Here is a 14629-nt window from a genome sequence, read left to right on the forward strand (position 1 = left end):
GAGTTCCTTGTTTTGTGTCTTGTCTTCCAGCGCTCAGTGGCTGCCCGGCGCCACCATGCGATGGCGGATCTGGTCGGCCACCACGGCCACGATCAGCAGCGCGCCCAGCACCACCATCTGCAGGTATGAGCCGACGCTCGCCAGGTTCATGCCGTTCTGCACCAGGCCGATGAAGATGGCGCCCATCACCACGTTGGGCACCCGTCCGATGCCGCCGCGCAGGCTCACGCCCGCGATCACGCAGGCGGCGATGGATTCGAGCGCCACGGTGCCGCCCAGGTTGGCCTCGCCGGTTTCCACGCGCGCCGTCAGCAGCAGGCCGCTCACGGCCGCAAGGCCCGCGCACAGCAGGTAGGCCATCAGCAGCACGCGGCGGGTGTCGATGCCCGAGAGCGCCGCGGCCTTGGCGTTGCCGCCCACCGCGAGCAGGTGCGTGCCGGTCGGCATGCGGCCCATGAGCACGCCCATGCCGGCCACGCACACGGCCGTGACCAGGATCGGTATCGGCACCCCGAGCAGCGTGCCGAAGCCGAACAGCTCGCTGAACTCGCCGGGCATGCCCGACACCGGCACGCCGCCCGTGAGGAACAGCGCGAAGCCGAAGCCGATGGATTGCACGCCCAGCGTCACGATGAAGGGCGAGACGCCGATGAAGGCCACGCCGATGCCGTTGATCAATCCCACCGTCAACCCCGCGAGCAGCCCGCAGGCGCAGCCGGCGATCACGACCACCCAGGTCGCGTCGGGCAGCGCGGCGCCGAAGAACTGCATCGCGAGTGCGGAGACCACCGAGGTGATGGCCATCACGGTGCCCACCGAGAGATCGAAGCCACCGGTCACCAGCGCGAGCATCTGCCCCATCGACACCAGGATGAGGTAGACCGACTGGCGCAGCAGGTTCACCAGGTTCTGCACGGTGAGGAACTGGTCCGACAGCGTGCTGAACACCACGAAGGCGATCACCAGCATGAAGGGCAGCACGCCCAGCCGCAGGAACAGCGCGCGCAGCAGGCCGAGCAAGCGGGCGCCGGGGCCGGGCGCGGGCGCCGCGGTGGCGGCGACGGTGGAAGACGGAGTCATGGCTTTCTTTCGCTGGAACCGAAAAACAGGTTGAGTACGCGGGTCTCGCTGATCGCGTCGCCGTGCAGTTCGCCGGCGATCTCGCCGCGGCACATCACATAGACACGGTGGCTCAGGTGCAGCACCTCGGGCAGGTCGGACGAGATCACGACCACCGCCGCGCCGCCTTCGCAGAGCTTCTTGATCACCTGGTAGAGCGCGCTGCGGGTGCCGACGTCCACGCCGACCGTGGGTTCGTCGAACACATAGAGCGCGGCGTCGCGCGTCATGCCTTTTCCGAACAACACCTTCTGCTGGTTGCCGCCCGAGAGCAGTGCGACCGGGCGCTCCAGGTTGCGCGGCGCGAGCTCCACGCGCTCGGCGGCGGCCGTGGAAAGCCGGCGTCCGAGGCGCTGGCGCAGCCATCCGCCGCGACCGCGCAGTGGCCCGTGCACCAGGGGCAGGGTGATGTTGGCGCGCGACGTGAAGCCCAGCACCAATCCTTCGCCTTTGCGGTCCGGTGGCAGATAGAAGAGGCCATCGTCGAGCAACCGGCGCACCTTCGCGCCGGTGCGCAACTGGCCCTTGAAGAGCACGCGGCCTTCGCTCACAGCATCGAGCCCGTAGATCGCACGGAACAACTCGGACTTGCCGCAGCCGACCAGGCCCGCGAGCCCGACCACTTCACCGCGCCGCACCACAAGGCTCGCGTTGCGCACGCCGTTGGGCGAACTCAGCCCCTCGACCTGCAGCACCACCTCGCCGGGATTGGCCGCGATACGCGGGTAAATCTGCTCGATGGCGCGGCCGCTCATCAGCTCGATCAGCCGGTCGGCGCTCGTCGCATGGGCCTCCACGGTCGTGACCTTGCGACCGTCGCGCAGCACCGTGATGCGGTCGGCGATCTGCGCGATCTCCTGCATGCGGTGCGAGATGTAGACGATGCCCACGCCGCGCGCCTTGAGCCGCGCGACGAGTTCGAACAGGCGCTGCGTCTCGGTGCCGGTCAGCGAGGCGGTCGGTTCGTCCAGGATCAGTACCGACACCTCGCCGCGCAGGCCCTTGGCGATTTCCACCATCTGCTGCTGCGCGCGCGTGAGGCCCGAGACAGGCGCATCGACGTCGATGTCGAAGCCCAGGTCGGCGAGCATCGCGCGGGCACGTTCGCGCACCGCGCCGCGGTCGAGCAGGCCGCCTTTGCAGGGCTCTTCGCCCAGGCTCAGGTTCTGCGCCACCGAGAGCGTGGGAATCAGCGAGAACTCCTGGAACACCGCGCTGATGCCGTGGCGCCGGGCGTCGTGCACATTCGAGAACCGAACGGGCTCGCCATGCATGCGGATTTCGCCGGCCGAGGGCGTGTTGGCACCGGCCAGCAATGAGATCAGGGTGGACTTGCCGGCCCCGTTCTCGCCGAACAGCACGTGGACCTCGCCGGCGCGCAGTTCGAAATCCATCGCATCGAGCGCCAGCACGCCCGGATAGCGTTTCCCAAGGCCGATGGTCTGCAGCAACACAGGCGCCATGACGGGCTTACTTGACCTCGAACACCGGCTTGAAGCCCGGCGGCGGCAGGATGTCATCGAGCTTCACGCTCTTGATGTTGCCGCTGTCGACCACGAAGATCTTCGGGCCGACGTGCTTGACCACGTCCTTGTTCTCCAGCAGGCGCACCGCCTGGTCGACCGCGATGCGGCCCTGGATCACCATCGAGTCGGCCGGCGAGGCCACGATGCGGCCCTTCTGGATGCCCTCGTAGACGCCCGGCGTCATGTAGAACGAAAGCACCTGCACCTTCTTGTCGAGGTTGCGCGAACGCAGGATGCCGGTGGCGGCTTCGGCGGTCACCGCCGTGCCGGCGACGTAGGCGAGGTCGGGGTTGCCCTGCAGCACGTCCTCGACCAGCTTGCTCTGCGCCTCCTTGCCGGTGTCGCCGTACTTCGGATCGAGCACCACCACCGCGCTGCCCTTGACCGCTTCCATGAAGCCCTTGTGCGCGGCCTCGACCCAGCCGGCGCCGGCCGGCCCGGGGAACCAGCCCACCTTCACCGGCGGCGAGCCGGCCGGGTGCTTCTTCGCGAGGTACTCGCCGGTCGAATGGCCCATCGTGTAGAACGAGACGAGCGACTTGGCCGACAGGTCGGGCGAGCTGATGCCGTTGACCAGGTCGATCACCGGCACCTTCTTGGCGGCCGTGGCCTTGATGACGTTGTTGAGCCCGTCGCCCGAGATCGCGCCGATGATGACTGCGTTGGCGCCGCGCGCCACGCAGTCCTCGATCTGCGAGACCTGCTTGGCCAGGTTGGTGTAGCCGCCCGCGTCGGCCACCTGCAGCTTCACGCCCTGGCGCCGGGCTTCCTCGATCACGCCGTAGTCCACGCCGAGCCAGTAGGCGTCCTTCATGTGCGGGAACGACACGCAGATGTCCCACTTCTTCGAGGCCTTGGCGAGCGGGGTGTAGTCGATGGGCGACTTCTTGCCCTCGGCCGAGAAGGCGGGCTCGGTGGCCTCGGCCTTGTAGGGGAACCAGTCGGCCGCGGAGGCGCTGCCGTGCCACAGCATGGCGGCAGAGAGCGAGGCGACGATCAATGAAACGCGCAGGGGCGAACTGTTCATGAAGAACTCCTTGGGTGACAGCGAAAAAAAAGAAGGGAGGGGACTCTGCTCAGGCCGCGAGCGCGGCCCGCAGGCGATCGAGCCGTCGTCGTCGCTCGGTCCGGGCTTCCAAGGCCTCGGCCATGTCGACCTCGACGAAGCGGGCCTTGTGGTTCGGTTGCATCTGGGCGATCAGATCCATGTCGGCGCTGATCACCGTGCCGACCATCGCGTAGCCGCCGCCCGAGACCGCATCGCGGTGCAGGATGATCGGCTCGCGCCCGCCCGGCACCTGGATGGAGCCGTAGGGGTAGCCCGCATCGACGATGTTCGAAGGGTCGTCACCCGCGCCGAACGGCGGCTCGCGGTCGAGGAACTTCAGCGCCGTGCCGTTCTTGTAGCGGTAGCCGATGCGGTCGGCCTCGGAGCCGACGGTCCAGGTGTCGGCGAAGAAGCTCTCTACCGACACATCCTGCAGCCGATGGAAGTAGATGCCGGGCAGCACGCGCAACGCGACCTCCTTGGCAAGCACCGGCAGCAACGCCGCATCGACCTTGCGGCCCGGCCGGGCGCTGGAAGAGGGCGTGCCGACGGGCAGCCTGTCGCCGGCCAGCAGCTTGCGGCCGTTGAAGCCACCAAAGGCGCCGAGCCCATAGGTCGAGCGGCTGCCCAGCACCACCGGCACGTCGATGCCGCCGGCCACCGCGATGCACATGCGCGCGCCGAGCTTCATGAAATCGAAGCCCAGCGTGTCGCCGGCCTGCACCGCGAAGGATTCGTTGCGCGGCATCTCGTTGCCGTTGAGCTTGATCTTCGCCTCGGCACCGGTCACGGCCACGAGCGCGGGCGCATCGAATTGCAACTCGGGCCCGAGCAGCGTGCTTTCGATGACGGCCGCGCCCTCGTCGTTGCCGACCAGCAGATTCGCGAGCACCAGGCTCTGCTGGTCGAGCGCGCCCGACAGCGGAATGCCCAGGTTGTAGTAGCCGGGGCGGCCCGCGTCCTGCACGCTGGTCGCAAGGCCGGGTTTGCGCACTTCAATCGCCATGGAGCACCTTCAGGAGCTGTTGGTTGTAGCCGTCGGGGTTGGCCAGGAATTCCTTGAGCGAGAACGACACCGGTGCGATGCGCAGCGTGTAGGTGCCGGCCTCGACCTCGGTGATCTGCCGGTCGTATTCGGCGCGGTCGATGGGCTTCCACTTGACGATGTCGCCGGGCCGGAAGAACACCATCAGGTCCTTCAGGTAGGACAGCCGCTGGGCCGGATCGAAGATCGGCGCGGGCGTGACGCCGAACATCTGGTAGCCGCCCGCGCCGCGCACCGAGTAGATGCAGCTGAAGCAGCCGCCGTGGCCGAGCGTGAGTTTGGGCGTGTCGGTGCGCGGGCTCAGGTACTTGGGCACCTGGATCTGGCGCTCGCGCTCGACCATCTGGAAGAGAAAGGGCAGCCCGGCCACGAAGCCGACCATCGACACGAACCAAGGCGCCGACGAATGTGCCTCGATGAAGGCATCGACCGAGGCGTGGCCGTTGATGCGCGCGGCGTACTCGATGTCGGTGCTCGACGGGTCCTGGTGGCGCTCGCGAAAGCGCATCAGCGTCTCGTGCGTCCACGGGTCGTTGTAGAGCACCGGCACTTCGATGATGCGGGTCTGCATCTGCAGATCGGCTTCACCCAGGCCTGCTTCGATCTCTTTCAGCGTGGCGAGCAATGCGTCGGGCGCGATCACGTCGGGGTCGAAGCGCACGAGGTACGCGGCGTTGGCGGGGCAGATCTCGGTGACGCCCGCGATCTCGCCGGCCTCTGCACGGTGCCGCAGTTCGTTGCAGATGGCCATGCCCTTGAAGAAGGCCGGCAGCGACATCTCTTCGCTGATCTCGACGAACAGGTGCTCGTCGCCGCCGAAGCTGTAGCGGGCCTGGGCGGGGAGGGTGGTTGCGGCAGTCATGCAGGCACCTTCGCTTTCGAGACAGGGACAAGTGGCGCAGCGTCGGCCAGCGGATTCGCCGCGAGCCAGGTTTCGAGAAAGCCGGTGTGGAACGCGGCCCTGGCCACGTTGGCGTCTTCGCACAGCGCGCGGTGCAGCGGGATCGTGGTGTGGATGCCTTCGACCTGCAGCTCGTCGAGTGCGCGCCGCATGCGGGCCAGCGCGCCGGCGCGGTCGGTGTCGTGCACGATCAGCTTGCCGAGCAGCGAGTCGTAATACGCGGGCACGGTGTAGCCGGGGAACAGCATGGTGTCGAAGCGCACGCCCGGGCCGCCCGGCACCACGAGCTGCGAGACCAGCCCCGGGCTCGGCATGAAGTTCTTCGCCGCGTTTTCCGCGTTGATGCGCACCTCGATGGCGGCGCCGGTCAGGCGGATGTCTTCCTGCTTCAACCGCAGCGGCTGGCCCAGCGCGATGCGCAGCATTTCCTTCACCAGGTCGATGCCCGTGATCATCTCGGTGATCGGGTGCTCGACCTGGATGCGGGTGTTCATCTCGATGAAGAAGAACTCGCGCGTGTCGTCGTCGTACAGGTATTCGAGCGTGCCCGCGCCACGGTAGGCCACCGCGTTGGCGAGCCGCAATGCCGATTCGCAGAGCGCGGCGCGCGTGGCCTCGTTGATGGCGGCCGAAGGCGCTTCTTCCCAGACCTTCTGGCGGCGGCGCTGCAGCGAGCATTCGCGCTCGAAGCAGTGCACCACGCGCTGCCCGTCGCCCAGGATCTGCACCTCGATGTGGCGGGCCTGGCGGATGAAGCGCTCCAGGTACACCTCGCCGTTGCCGAAGGCGGCCAGTGCCTCGGCCGTGGCGGTGGCGAACTGCTGGCGCAGCTCGGCCTCGTCGTGCGCCACGCGGATGCCGCGCCCGCCGCCGCCGGCCGAGGCCTTGATCATGATCGGGTAGCCGATGTCTCTTGCCACTTCGACGGCGGTGTCCGAGTCGGTCACGACGCCGGCGCTGCCGGGCACGGTGGGCACGCCGGCCTTCATGGCGGCGGCGCGTGCGGCGGCCTTGTCGCCCATGGTGCGGATCGCGTGCGGCGTCGGGCCGACGAACACCAGGCCGGCCGCCTCGATGCGCTCGGCGAAGTCGGCGTTTTCCGAGAGGAATCCGTAGCCCGGATGCACGGCGCCCGCGCCGCTGTCGGCCGCGGCCTGCAGGATCGCGTCCGCGCTCAGGTAACTTTTGGTGGCATGCGCCGGGCCGATGCGCACGGCCTCGTCGGCCATGCGAACAGCCAGGCTCTGCGCATCGGCGTCGCTGTAGACGGCGACGGTCTTGAGCCCCAGTTCCTTGGCGGCGCGGATGATGCGCACCGCGATCTCGCCGCGGTTGGCGACGAGCAGTTTGTCGAATGCAGCGTTCTTCATGGGCTCCGGCCTCACACCGCTTCGATGACGGCCAGCACCTGGCCCGGATCGACCGGCTCGGCGTTCTCGACCGCAAAGCGCACGATGCGCCCGGCCGCATCGGCCGTCACTTCGCTGAACTGCTTCATCACCTCGACCAGGCCCAGCACGTCGCCCACGGCCACCGTGTCGCCCTCGGCCTTGAAAGGCGGCGCGTCGGGCGCCGAGCGGCGGTAGAAGGTGCCCGGCAGCGGGCTCAGGACTTCATGGGTAGCGGACATCGATGCACTCCTGGAACAAGAACGGGAAACGGGGGAAGACTCAGGCTGGCGTGGCAAGACCGGCAGGACCGGTGACGTGGATGTCGTGCTCGGCAAGGGCGCGCCGCGTGGCCTGCACCAGCGCAAGTGCGCCGGGCGTGTCGCTGTGGATGCAGACCGAGTCGAATCCGATAGCAATATCCTTGCCCTCGACCGTGCGCACCACGCCCTCGGTGCAGGCGCGCAGCACCTTGGCGGCCACCGCATCGGGTTCGAGTGCGCCGACGCGGCGGGTGAAGACGATGGAGCCGCTCAGGTCGTAATCGCGATCCGCATAGAACTCGCGCACCACCGGCTGGCCGAGCTCGCGCGCCACCCGGAATGTGACGGACGACTCCATGCAGAACAGGCGCAGCGTGGGCTCGATCCGCTGCAGGGCGGTGACCAGCGCACGCGACAGCGCTTCGTCGCGCGCCGCATGCATGTAGAGCGCGCCGTGCGGCTTGATGTGCTGCAGCGTCATGCCCGCGAGGCGCGCGAACTCGCGCAGCGCGCCCAGCTGGTAGACCATGTCGTTCACCAACTCGTCGGCCGGTGCGTTGATGTGCCGGCGCCCGAAGCCCACGAGGTCGCGAAAGCCGGGGTGCGCGCCGATGCCCACGCCGTGCTTCTGGGCCAGCAGCACCATCTTCTGCATGATGTTCGGATCGCCTGCATGGAAGCCGGTCGCGATGTTGGCCGAGCTGATGAGCGGCATCAGTTCTTCGTCGACGCCATCGCCGATGGTCCACGGGCCGAAGCCTTCGCCCATGTCGGAGTTCAGATCGATCAGCGTTTTCTTCACGTCGCGCAGCCTTTGTTTGGTTGGGATCGCCGGAAGCCGGCAATGCAGGACGGAGCGAAGATTAGTGAGCGGCCAAAAGACTGAAAAGCATTGTTTTCAGGCGACGCGGTATCTGAAAAACAGATGCTGCGATGCCGCGGAATGGGCGCTACGCTGTAGGGATGCGATTCTTCGATATCGGGTTTGCGCGCAACGGTGGCCACCGGCAGCGCATCCGGAAATACCCTAGGAAGGCTGCACCATGTCCCTGACCCTTCGCCAGCTCAAGTATTTTTCGGCCGTGGCCGAGGTGGGGCGCATCTCGCATGCGGCGCTGCAGCTCAACATCTCGCAGTCGGCCGTGACCACCGCGATCCGGGAGCTGGAAGAGATGCTGGGGCAGCAGCTGTTCGAGCGGCATCCCCACGGCGTGGAACTCACCAAGGCGGGCCGGCGCTTCCTGAGCCATGCCTACGCGGTGCTCTCGGCCGCGGACGAAGCGATCCGCATGCCGCACGAGGGCGAGAACGTCGAGGGCTCGCTGACCATTGCCGCGAGCTACACGGTGCTGGGCTACTTCCTGCCGCACCACCTGCAGCGCTTCGAGCAGTTGCATCCGCAGGTCACGGTGAAGGTGCACGAGGTGGCGCGCGAGGCCATCGAGGAAGGCCTCATCACGCAGCGCTACGACATCGGCGTGGTGCTCACCTCGAACGTGGTGCTGCGCGAACTTTCACTGGAGACCTTCTTCGGTTCGCAGCGCCGGCTGTGGGTCCCCGCCAAGCATCCGCTGCTGGACAAGGCCGAGGTGACGCTGGCCGACGTGGCGGCCGAGCCCTACATCATGCTTACCGTGGACGAGGCCGCGGCCACCGCGCTCAAGTACTGGAGCAAGACGCCGCACCAGCCCAAGGTGCGGCTGCGCACGAGTTCGGTGGAGGCGGTGCGCAGCACAGTGGCCAACGGGCTGGGCGTGACGGTGCTGTCGGACATGGTCTATCGCCCGTGGTCGCTGGAGGGCAAGCGCATCGAGACCATCAACCTGCGCGATGCCGTGCCCACGATGAACATCGGGCTGGGTTGGAAGCAGGGCATCGAGTTCTCGCCGGCCATGACTGCCTTTCGCGAGTACTTCCGCCAGCTCTTCCTGGAGCCGGCGTCGGCGCGCCAGCAGGGGCGCAGCCGGAGTTGAGGCGCGGCGCCGTCAGGCCGCAGCCACGGGCAGCCGATGCAGCGTCGCGATGCGCGACGCGAAGATGATCAGCGCCTGCAGCGCAAAGCCCGCGAGCGCGAGCAGCAGGCAGGCCGGCTCGCCCCATGCGGCGCCCACGGCGCCACCCAGCGCGGCGCCGATGGGCCGCGCGCCCGCGTTGATCGTGAGGAACACCGCCGACACGCGACCCAGCATCGTCGAAGGCACGACGCTTTGCCGCAGCGTGGTCGAGGTGATCACCCAGACCATCGGGCCCGCGCCGAAGAGAAAGAACGACAGCGCGGCGAGCGATGCGAGAGGAAAGACCAGCGTGGCCGCCATCACGCCCGCGGCGATCACCGCGACGGCGGGGCCGACCTGGATGGCGCGGCCGAAGGGCAGCCGCGCCACGACGCGCGACGTCAATAGCGCACCGGCCACCATGCCCGCGCCGTACATCGCCAGCGTGAAGCCCACCGCCTGCGCGCCGAGCCCGAGCACCCGCACCGCATAGGGCACATAGCCGGCCTGCAGCACGAACCATGAGATGTTGAAGACCGCGCCGGTGATCGCCATCGGCCGCAGCAATTCGTGCTGCCAGACGAAGCGGGCGCCGTCCCGCACTTCGAGCAGCGGATGGCGCGGCGCGATGCAAGAGCGCGGTGCTTCGGTCAGCCGCAGCAGCAAGGCCACGGCGGCGACGGACAGCACCGCTGCCAGCACAAAGGCGGCCGAAGCCCCCGCCCATGCGACCAGCGCGCCCGCAAGCGCGGGCCCGGCGGTGAACGCCGCGCTGCGTGCGAGCTCGAGCCTTCCGTTGGCCAGTGCCAGCGCTTCGCGGGGCACGAGCGCAGGCACCAGGGCCGGTGCCGCGACGCTGAAACCCACGGTGCCCACCGCGCCGAGAAACCCGAGCACGGCCAGCCACGCGATGCTGAGCTTCGACGCGAACACCATCGCAAGGAGCACCAGCAGCGACACCGCGCGCAAGCCTTCCGCCCACACCATCAGCCGCTGGCGCGACATGCGATCGGCCAGCAGCCCGAGCGGCATCGAGACCAGCAGGAAAGGCAGGGTCTGGACCGCCGCGAGAAAGCCGATCTCGCCCGGCCCCGCGCCGAGCATCAGCACCGCGACCAGCGGCACGGCCGCGAGGCTCAGTTGCTCGGCCGATTGGGCCGCGAGGTTGGACCACGCGAGATTGCGGAAAGAGCGGGGAAGGGTGGAAGGCATGCGACAAGGCTCGAAAGAAAAGTCCGATCCTCCGCGCGAGCCCTCTCCGGCGCTGGCCGTTTACGGACCTGCGAGCAGCGTGTCAGCGTGAGGTCTTCGCCTTCGCTTCGGGAGCAATCGCCGCCATCACGAAATCGATGAAGGCCCGCACCTTCGCCGCTGGCAGGTGGCGCGACGGATACAGCGCATAGAGCGGAAAGCGCTCGTCGGGCCAGTCGGGAAACAGGTCGACGAACTCGCCGCTGTCCAACTGCTGCTGGATGCCCACCGCCTTGATCTGCGCAACGCCGACGCCCGCGAGCGCGGAGGCGAGGATGGTGCCCGCATCGGTCAGCAGCAGCCGGCCGGTGGTGGGCACCTTGACGAGCCTGCGGCCGCGCTGGAACTCCCATGTGTAGGGCTGCCCCGTGACCGGGTTGCGCACCTGCAGGCATGCGTGGTTCACGAGGTCCGCCGGTTTGGCTGGGCGGCCGTGCCGCTTCAGATAGCCCGGCGTGGCCACGGTGACGATGCGCGTGTCCATGAGCTTGCGCGCGACCAGCGACGAGGAGGGTGGTTCGCCGAAGCGCACTGCGATATCGAATCCTTCGGCCACGAGGTCGCCGAGCTGGTCGCGCGCGACAAGATCGAGCGACAGCTCCGGGTATTGGTCGAGAAAGCGCGGGAGGTGCGGCGCGAGCAGGAGGCGCGAGGTAAAGGCGTCGGTGTTGACACGCAAGCGCCCGCGCACCGCACCGGACGATCCGGCCGCGATGGTCACCGCGTCCTCGATGCCCAGCACCAGCGGATTGACGTTGGCATAGAGCAGCCGGCCTTCGTCCGTGAGGTTGAGCGAGCGCGTCGTGCGGTCGAACAGGCGCACGCCGATGCGCGCCTCCAGCCGTGCGATGGCGCGGCTGACGCCCGAGGGCGTGAGGCCCAGGGCATTGGCCGCACTCGCGAAGCTGCCGCCTTCGACGACAGCGGCGAGCACGCCCACGTTGGAGAGGAGTCGTCCGTCGAGTGCCATCTTTTCAATTCGTGATCGGGTGTCATGAATGATATGCCTCTGGATCGCTTTACTCAAAGACGCCAGATTCCTACATTCCTTCCATCGCAATCGATTCACTGGAAGAAAGAAGGAAAGTCTCATGTACGCAATCACCGGTATCACAGGCAACGTCGGCGGCGCCGTCGCGCGCACCTTGCTGGCCCAGGGGCAGTCCGTTCGCGCGGTCGTTCGCGACGCGTCCAAGGGCAAGGCCTGGTCCGACCTGGGCTGCGAAGTCGCCCTCGCCGACATGAACGATGCAGAGGCTCTGGCGCGCGCCTTCGCGGGTGTCCGGGGCGTGTTCATCCTGCCGCCGCCGAACTTCGATCCCGCGCCGGGGTTTCCGGAGGCCAGGGCGGTCATCGCCGCCGTGCGTCAGGCGCTCACCGAAGCGCAGCCGGCCCGCGTGATCTGCCTCTCGACCGTCGGCGCGCAGGCCGCGCAGCCGAACCTGCTGAGCCAGCGCAGCCTGATGGAAGAAGCGCTGGTCGCACTGCCGTTGCCAATCACCTTTTTGCGGCCCGCATGGTTTCTCGAGAACCTGGCCTGGGACATCGCGCCGGCGCGTGAGAAGGGCGTTCTCTCCAGCTTCCTGCAGCCGCTCGACAGGGCCGTGCCGATGGTCGCCACCGCCGACGTGGGCCGGGTGGCGGCGGAACTGCTGGTGCAGGATGGCGCCGTCGAACGCATCGTCGAACTCGAAGGCCCCGAACGTGTGAGCCAGCACGCGATCGCCGCGGCGTTGGCCCAGGTGCTGGGACGCCCGGTTCAGGCCGAGGCGGTGCCGCGCGAGACCTGGGGGTCACTGTTCCTCGCACAGGGAATGAAGGACCCGATGCCGCGCATCCAGATGCTCGACGGCTTCAACGAGGGATGGATCACCTTCGAGGGCGGCGATGCAGACGTGCGCAAGGGCAAGGTCGGTCTCGTCGAGGTCATCCGGTCGTTGGTGGACTGAGTGACGGCAGCCGGCAGATCACAGTTCCTGCAGCAGCTTGTACCCTTCCGGCCAGTCGCCCAGGCCGCTGCTTGAATTCAGGTGCCCGCGCGCCCCTGCCTCGACGAACTTGCTGCCCCAGGCGTCCGCGCATGCGCGCGCATAGGATGCGCTGCCATAGGGGTCGTCGGTGCTGGTGACCAATGTGCTGCGAAACGGTAGCGGCTGCAATGGCAGCGGCGTGAATCCGATCGACGTGGAAGCGGGGAATGCCGGCGCGGAAGGGTCCGGTACGGCGACAAGCAAGGCGCCTCGGATCTGCAGTGCTTGACGGGCCGCCCAGTGCACCAGTGCCAGGCAACCCAGACTGTGAGCCACGATCAACGTATCGCGGCCCAATTCCGTGACCTGTCGATGGATGGCCGACACCCAGTCGTCGCAGATCGCATGGTCCCAGTCTTCAACCTCCAGCCGGTGCCACCGCGGGCTGCTCGCCTGCCAGATGCTCTGCCAGTGCGAAGGGCCGGAGTTTCCGTGGCCAGGTATGACCAAGACGGGACAGTCCATTTGCGTAACCTCCTTGTGCGAAGGCATCAGTGTAAAAATTCGGGAGGTCGGACACCATCTGAAATCCAACGAAAACATCGCCCGGCAGCGCCCGGATCATTCGAATTTCGAATGCCATACAAATGAAATCAAAGCAGACACCACTTGACAAGCTGGACTGGAAAATCATGGAGGCGCTGCAGGCCAACGCGCGCGTCACGAACACGGAGCTTGGCAAGAAAGTGGGTCTGTCTCAACCGGCTGTCACGGCCCGCATCAGGCGGTTGGAAGAGTCGGGTGTCATCGAGGGATACGCAGCAAGGATCAATCTGGCGTTGACGGGCCTGCACACGTCTGCGCTGATGCGACTGCGAACCACGCATGCTCAGATCAAACAGTGTCTGCATGCCTTCGAGGCAATGCCCGAAGTCATCGAGGCGCATCGGATCACCGGTGACGATTGCTTTCTTGTGCGTGTGGTCGTCGCTCGGATGTCGCAGCTGGAGAGCGTGATCGACGCGCTCTCCGAGTTTGGCGCCGTGTCGACTGCCGTCGTTCTGGAGAGCTATCCCTCAAAAACAGTCCGGGCACCGTAACGCCGAATCGAGCGGGTCTGCTTCGCCCGTTTCAGGCCGAAGCGGCGCCGCCGTTCGCAAGGGCAAGGTCAGGTCGAAGTCATCCGGGCGCTGGCGGGCTGAACGAAGGCAGCATCTCCTCGAGCCATGCCGCCACATGCCGCGCTTCCGGCGCGGCGCCGGGGGCGAGGCCGTAGTAGTAGCGATCGAGCGTCATGCGCAGTGCGGGCAGTGGCGATTGCAGCCGGCCCGAGGCCAGGTCGTGCGCGACGAGCGAGGTTGGCGCGAGGGCGATGCCCAGTCCATCGACCGCGGCCTGCAGCACGAAGTGCAGGTGGTCGAACTGCAGGCGGCCCGCCGGCCTCGTGCGCGGCGCGCCGACCTGCTTCTTCCAGGCGTCCCAGTCGTCCTTGCGCGTCTTGGCCGAGAGCTGCACGTGCGATGCCAGCGCGCGCAGGTCGGCCAGCGGATGCGTTTTAAACAAGGCGGGCGCGCCGACCACCAGCACCTCGTCTTCGAGAAAGGGATGCACGTCGGCGGAGGAGGGCCAGCCCTCGAGCCCGCGGCGCACCGCGATGTCGAAGCTGCCTGTGGCCTGCTCCGGCATCACCGTGCTGGTGACGACCTGCGGCTCGATGTCGGGATGGCGCTCGACGAACGACGGCAGCCGCGGGATCAGCCAGCGCACGGCAAACGAGGGCCGCACGTTGATCCGCACCGCGCGGGCCGGGCCTTGCGTCTGCAGCGCCTGGGCCGCGGCATGGATCTGCGCCAGCGCCGGTCCGGCCTCCGCGAAGAACTGCTGGCCTTCCGCGGTGAGCGCTACCTGCCGGATACGGCGCTCGAACAGCGCGACGCCCAGGCATTCTTCAAGGCTCTTGATCTGCCGGCTCACCGCGCTGTGCGTGACATGAAGCTCTTCTGCCGCACGCGTGAAGCTCTGGTGGCGGGCCGCGGCGACAAAGGCGCGCACGGCGTTGAGGGGCGGTTCTCGAAGCGGCATGCGTGCAATTTTCTCACGCATGAGGGGCGTTAATCTCGTTTG

Annotated in this window: 15 protein-coding genes; 3 read left to right on the forward strand and 12 right to left on the reverse strand. The window is 67.5% G+C overall.

Translation table 11 applies throughout. The features are described from left to right. Positions 1-33: 33 nt before the first annotated feature. Genes NU688_RS06880 through NU688_RS06915 form a run of 8 tightly spaced genes read right to left on the reverse strand, consistent with a single transcriptional unit; the run spans position 34 to position 8092 of the window. A complete protein-coding gene (locus NU688_RS06880; RefSeq protein WP_257859783.1) occupies positions 34-1080 on the reverse strand; it encodes an ABC transporter permease in 1047 nt (348 codons plus the stop codon). After that, on the reverse strand, positions 1077-2582 hold the full coding sequence (locus NU688_RS06885; protein ID WP_257859784.1) for a sugar ABC transporter ATP-binding protein: 1506 nt from the start codon (positions 2580-2582) through the stop codon (positions 1077-1079). Before NU688_RS06885 ends, NU688_RS06880 begins: the two co-directional genes overlap by 4 nt. Before the next feature lie 7 nt (positions 2583-2589). Beyond that, positions 2590-3672: a TMAO reductase system periplasmic protein TorT gene (gene torT / locus NU688_RS06890; RefSeq protein ID WP_257859785.1), complete on the reverse strand. Its 1083-nt coding sequence runs from the start codon at positions 3670-3672 to the stop codon at positions 2590-2592. Positions 3673-3721: 49 nt separating this feature from the next. Further along, positions 3722-4699: a biotin-dependent carboxyltransferase family protein gene (locus tag NU688_RS06895; protein ID WP_257859786.1), complete on the reverse strand. Its 978-nt coding sequence runs from the start codon at positions 4697-4699 to the stop codon at positions 3722-3724. Next, positions 4689-5600: an allophanate hydrolase subunit 1 gene (locus tag NU688_RS06900; RefSeq protein ID WP_257859787.1), complete on the reverse strand. Its 912-nt coding sequence runs from the start codon at positions 5598-5600 to the stop codon at positions 4689-4691. Before NU688_RS06900 ends, NU688_RS06895 begins: the two co-directional genes overlap by 11 nt. Continuing rightward, positions 5597-7009, reverse strand: a complete 1413-nt coding sequence (locus NU688_RS06905; protein ID WP_257859788.1) for an acetyl-CoA carboxylase biotin carboxylase subunit — start codon at positions 7007-7009, stop codon at positions 5597-5599. The genes NU688_RS06900 and NU688_RS06905 overlap by 4 nt, the downstream gene beginning before the upstream one ends. Positions 7010-7020: 11 nt before the next feature. Next, the gene (locus NU688_RS06910; RefSeq protein ID WP_257859789.1) at positions 7021-7269 is read right to left on the reverse strand and encodes an acetyl-CoA carboxylase; all 249 of its coding nucleotides are present in this window, start codon (positions 7267-7269) and stop codon (positions 7021-7023) included. Positions 7270-7309: 40 nt separating this feature from the next. Continuing rightward, positions 7310-8092 (reverse strand): 5-oxoprolinase subunit PxpA, encoded by a 783-nt coding sequence (locus NU688_RS06915; protein WP_257859790.1) that lies wholly within the window; start codon positions 8090-8092, stop codon positions 7310-7312. 241 nt (positions 8093-8333) lie between these two features. Here NU688_RS06915 and NU688_RS06920 point away from each other — a divergent pair, with 241 nt between their 5' ends. Next, positions 8334-9263 (forward strand): LysR family transcriptional regulator, encoded by a 930-nt coding sequence (locus tag NU688_RS06920; RefSeq protein ID WP_257859791.1) that lies wholly within the window; start codon positions 8334-8336, stop codon positions 9261-9263. 12 nt (positions 9264-9275) lie between these two features. Here the strand turns inward: NU688_RS06920 and NU688_RS06925 are convergent, their stop codons facing one another. Both NU688_RS06925 and NU688_RS06930 read right to left on the reverse strand, forming a co-directional pair. Continuing rightward, positions 9276-10496, reverse strand: coding sequence for an MFS transporter (locus tag NU688_RS06925; protein WP_257859792.1), 1221 nt, complete (start codon positions 10494-10496; stop codon positions 9276-9278). 82 nt (positions 10497-10578) lie between these two features. After that, on the reverse strand, positions 10579-11505 hold the full coding sequence (locus tag NU688_RS06930; RefSeq protein WP_257859793.1) for a LysR family transcriptional regulator: 927 nt from the start codon (positions 11503-11505) through the stop codon (positions 10579-10581). A gap of 121 nt (positions 11506-11626) precedes the next feature. Between NU688_RS06930 and NU688_RS06935 the strand changes: the two genes are divergently transcribed. Next, a complete protein-coding gene (locus tag NU688_RS06935; RefSeq protein ID WP_257859794.1) occupies positions 11627-12484 on the forward strand; it encodes an NmrA family NAD(P)-binding protein in 858 nt (285 codons plus the stop codon). A gap of 18 nt (positions 12485-12502) precedes the next feature. Here NU688_RS06935 and NU688_RS06940 read toward each other — a convergent pair whose 3' ends face one another. Next, complete coding sequence (locus NU688_RS06940; RefSeq protein ID WP_257859795.1) at positions 12503-13030, reverse strand: alpha/beta hydrolase; 528 nt, start codon at positions 13028-13030, stop codon at positions 12503-12505. 122 nt (positions 13031-13152) lie between these two features. Here NU688_RS06940 and NU688_RS06945 point away from each other — a divergent pair, with 122 nt between their 5' ends. Beyond that, the gene (locus tag NU688_RS06945) at positions 13153-13605 is read left to right on the forward strand and encodes an Lrp/AsnC family transcriptional regulator (protein ID WP_257859796.1); all 453 of its coding nucleotides are present in this window, start codon (positions 13153-13155) and stop codon (positions 13603-13605) included. Positions 13606-13684: 79 nt separating this feature from the next. Here NU688_RS06945 and NU688_RS06950 read toward each other — a convergent pair whose 3' ends face one another. Then, positions 13685-14587, reverse strand: coding sequence for a LysR substrate-binding domain-containing protein (locus tag NU688_RS06950; RefSeq protein WP_257859797.1), 903 nt, complete (start codon positions 14585-14587; stop codon positions 13685-13687). Positions 14588-14629: the final 42 nt, after the last annotated feature.

Origin of the sequence: Variovorax sp. ZS18.2.2, from assembly GCF_024701975.1 — a bacterium.
In the GTDB taxonomy this organism is placed as follows: domain Bacteria; phylum Pseudomonadota; class Gammaproteobacteria; order Burkholderiales; family Burkholderiaceae_C; genus Variovorax.